At 76.1% G+C, this 3,350-nt stretch carries 2 protein-coding genes and 1 pseudogene; all 3 read left to right on the top strand.

Annotated features, from left to right (window positions below; all coding sequences use genetic code 11):
* Positions 1-1,057 (top strand): annotated as a pseudogene (locus ACWEQL_RS41715) (hypothetical protein); the annotation flags it as partial.
* A 142-nt stretch (positions 1,058-1,199) separates the two neighbouring features.
* Positions 1,200-2,195: an N-acetylmuramoyl-L-alanine amidase gene (locus tag ACWEQL_RS41710; protein ID WP_452156740.1), complete on the top strand. Its 996-nt coding sequence runs from the start codon at positions 1,200-1,202 to the stop codon at positions 2,193-2,195.
* A 212-nt stretch (positions 2,196-2,407) separates the two neighbouring features.
* Positions 2,408-3,301, top strand: a complete 894-nt coding sequence (locus ACWEQL_RS41705; RefSeq protein ID WP_452156738.1) for a hypothetical protein — start codon at positions 2,408-2,410, stop codon at positions 3,299-3,301.
* The last annotated feature ends 49 nt before the right edge of the window (positions 3,302-3,350 follow it).

Below are 3,350 nucleotides of genomic sequence, written 5' to 3'. Positions count from 1 at the left end.
CGCCGCCTCCGCCGTCCCCGCCGCCGCCGCCTTCCCCCGGGCCGCGCCGCCCGCCGCCCCGCCCGCGCCGCCGGTGGGCTTCCCCGGCCACGCCACCGCCCAGGGCGGGCCGCGCCCGCCCGCCGGACCGCCGCCCGTCGCACCCGCCCACGACCCGTTCCCGGGCCACGACGGCCATCCGCAGGACTTCCCGGGCGGCCCGGGCGGCCCGGGCGGCCCGCCGCCGTACGGGCAGCAGCCGGCCGGCGGGCCGGGCTACGGCGCACCCGACTACGCCTCCTACGAGAACCACCAGCAGTACCGGCAGCCGGAGGACGAGGACCGCGCCGGCGGCAACCGGCGGGCGCCGCTGCTGATCGGCTTCGCGCTGCTGTTCGTGCTGACCCTCGGCGGGGGCATCCTGTTCGCGCTCAAGGACGACGGCTCCGAGCCGGCCCAGGCCGCGCCCGCCCCGACCGTCCCCGCGAACGGCGGCGCCGCCAACCCGCAGCCCGCCCCCCAGCAGCCGGGCGGCCAGTCCGGCACGCCGAGCGCCTCCGCCACCGACACGCCGTCGGCCGGCGCGAGCGCCTCGCCGAGCGCCGGCGCGGCCGGTCCGGGCGCCCAGACCCAGGCGAAGGCCCTGGACGAGCTGCTGACCCGTGGCGAGGGCGCCAAGGCCCCGATCGGCAACGCGGTCGCCAAGGTCAACAGCTGCCCGGCCAAGACCGACATCGAGGCCTCCGCGCAGGTCTTCGACAGCGGCGCCAAGCAGCGTGACCAGCTGCTCGCCGACCTCGCCAAGCTCAGCGTGGCCGACGTGCCGGGCGGCGCGGAGGCCGTCCAGTCGCTGACGTCCGCGTGGCAGCTGTCCGCCGACATCGACCGGGCGTACGCGGCGTGGGCCCGCTCGGTCGCCGAGAAGGGCTGCTCCGGCACCGCCCCGAACACCGCCGACAAGAAGCGTGCCGACGAACTCAACCCGCAGGCCACCGCGGCGAAGAAGGACTTCGTCGCGAAGTGGAACGCGATGGCCGGGACGTACGGGCTGAACCCGCGCACCCAGGACAGGATCTGAACCACCCGTGACCCGCACCACCCCCGGCCCCTCCGGCCCGCCCGACCCCTCCGCTCCGTCCGGCCCATCCGATACGTCCGATACATCCGGCGTATCCGGCCCGCACGGCGGGACGCCGGAGCGCCCCCGCCGTTCCGCGCTGATGCGCGCCACCACCGTGGGCGGCGCACTGGTGCCGCTCTGCCTGGCCGGCTGGCTGGGCTGGCAGGCCGTCGGCGGACGCGACCACGGCCACGGGGACGCCGCGACGGCCCACCCCGCGGCGGCCACCGCCACCGCCCTTCCGTCCGGCACCGCACCGGGCACCGCCACCGCCACCGCCCTCCCGTCCGCCCCCGGCGCCCCCGGCGCCCCGACGGAGTCCACCCCGGCCGGCGCCCCACCGCCGGCCACCCCACCGGCCGCCACCTCGCCGGGAGCCACGCCCGCCGGCACCACCGGCACGCCGCTGACCGGCCGTACCGTGCTGCTCGACCCCGGTCACAACCCGGGCAACTTCTCGCACACCGCCGAGATCAACCGTCAGGTCGACATCGGCAACGCCCGCAAGGAGTGCGACGCCACCGGGACCTCCACCAACGCCGGCTACACCGAGGCCGCCTACAGCCTGGACGTGGCGCGCCGCGCCCGGGCGATCCTGGCGGCCCGCGGCGCGACCGTGGTGCTGACCCAGGACGGCGACCGCCCGTGGGGCCCGTGCATCGACGAGCGGGCCCGGGCCGGGGCCACCGCGCACGCCGACGCCGCGGTGTCCGTGCACGGGGACGGCGGGCCGGCGACCGGCAGCGGATTCCACGTCATCATGCCCGCCCGGGTGGCCGTCCCGGGCAAGACCGACAACTCGGCGATCGTCGCCCCCTCGCAGCGCCTGGGCCTGCTGCTGCGGGACTCCTTCCGCGCCGCGACCGGTGAGCCGTACGCCGACTACGTGGCGAGCCAGGGACTGGACACCCGTTCGGATCTGGGCGGGCTCAATCTGTCGGCCGTCCCCAAGGTGTTCATCGAGTGCGGTAACATGCGCAATTCCGCCGACGCCAAGCGGATGAGTGACCCGCAGTGGCGTCAGCAGGCGGCCCAGGGGATCGCCGACGCGTTGACGGCATTTCTGACCGCGCCCGGGGGAACCACACCGAGGTGACGGGGAACCAGGCCACGGTGACGGGCAGCCAGGACCCGGGTGGGACGGGTCGTTCCGGGCCGCGCGCTTTGCAACGAGTTCGCCCCATTCCGGAACCCGCTGTGCACCCGCGGGGGGCTTGGCCCTAGGCTCTTGCTCCGTTCGGGAGTTTTCCGGCCGGTCAGCCGACCGCAGAAACCGCCGACCACGACACACCAACGAGGGGAACGTTAGTGAATCTGCGCGCTCTCACCAGGGGAGACGCCGCCGTCGCAGGTGCGGCCATCCTGCTGTTCATCGCCTCCTTCCTGCCGTACTGGACCTTCGACCCCTGCGTCGGAGCGCCCAAGGGCTTCTCGAGCGGCTGCTCCACGGACTCGGAGAACGCCTGGAACACGGAACTCTTCCCGGTCCTGCCGTCGATCTTCCTGATCGGCATCATCGCCGCAGTCCTGATCCTGATCCAGCGTCTCCAGGGCCCCGCGGCCGCCAACCGCCAGGTGCTCGGCCTGCGGCTGGACCAGTGGGGCATCGCGTTCGCCGTCTCGGCGCTGTGGGCCTCGCTGTGGGCCCTCGGCGGCGGCCCGGACAGCAAGGCGTACGGCCACGGCTTCGGCGCCTGGATGGCGGCCGTCTCACTGCTGCTGCTCGCGGGTGCCGCGGCCGGTACCCCGGTGGTCCCGGCGCTCCAGGCGCCGCTGATCTCCGACAAGCCGGCCGGCCCGCAGGGCGGCTACCCGGGCGGTTACCCGGCCCCGGGCCAGCCCGGCGGCCAGTACGGCTACCCGCAGCAGGGCGGCCAGCCGCAGCCTCCGTTCGGCGCCCAGCCGCAGCCCGGTGGCTACGGCTACCCGGCGCCCGGCCAGCCGCAGGACGCCGCCCATCAGGCCCCGGCGCCCGCCCAGGCCGCCACGACCCCGGCCGGCGACTTCGCGCCGTTCTGGTTCGCCGTCCCGGCGCCGCGTCAGCTGGCCCCGAAGGACAACCCGGCCGGCGGTCCGGTGGGCGAGCTCGTCCCCGGCACCTGGTACCTGGCGGTCGAGCAGCGCGGTGCCGCGCTGGTCGCCCAGCTCGGTGACGGCACCCAGGGCGTGCTGGCCGACACCACCGGCATCCAGCGCGGCTGAGACGCCGACCTCCGCAGTGACGCCGAAGGGCGGGACCGGATCCCCGGTC

Source organism: Kitasatospora sp. NPDC004240, assembly GCF_053603215.1.
Note: the sequence above shows the minus strand (reverse complement) of the source record. Positions and strands in the feature narration are given on the sequence as shown.

What these genes read in the sequence shown, in the direction of transcription:
- ACWEQL_RS41710 (WP_452156740.1), top strand. Translation starts at nt 1,200, where the DNA reads ATGCGCGCCACCACCGTGGGCGGCGCACTGGTGCCGCTCTGCCTGGCC.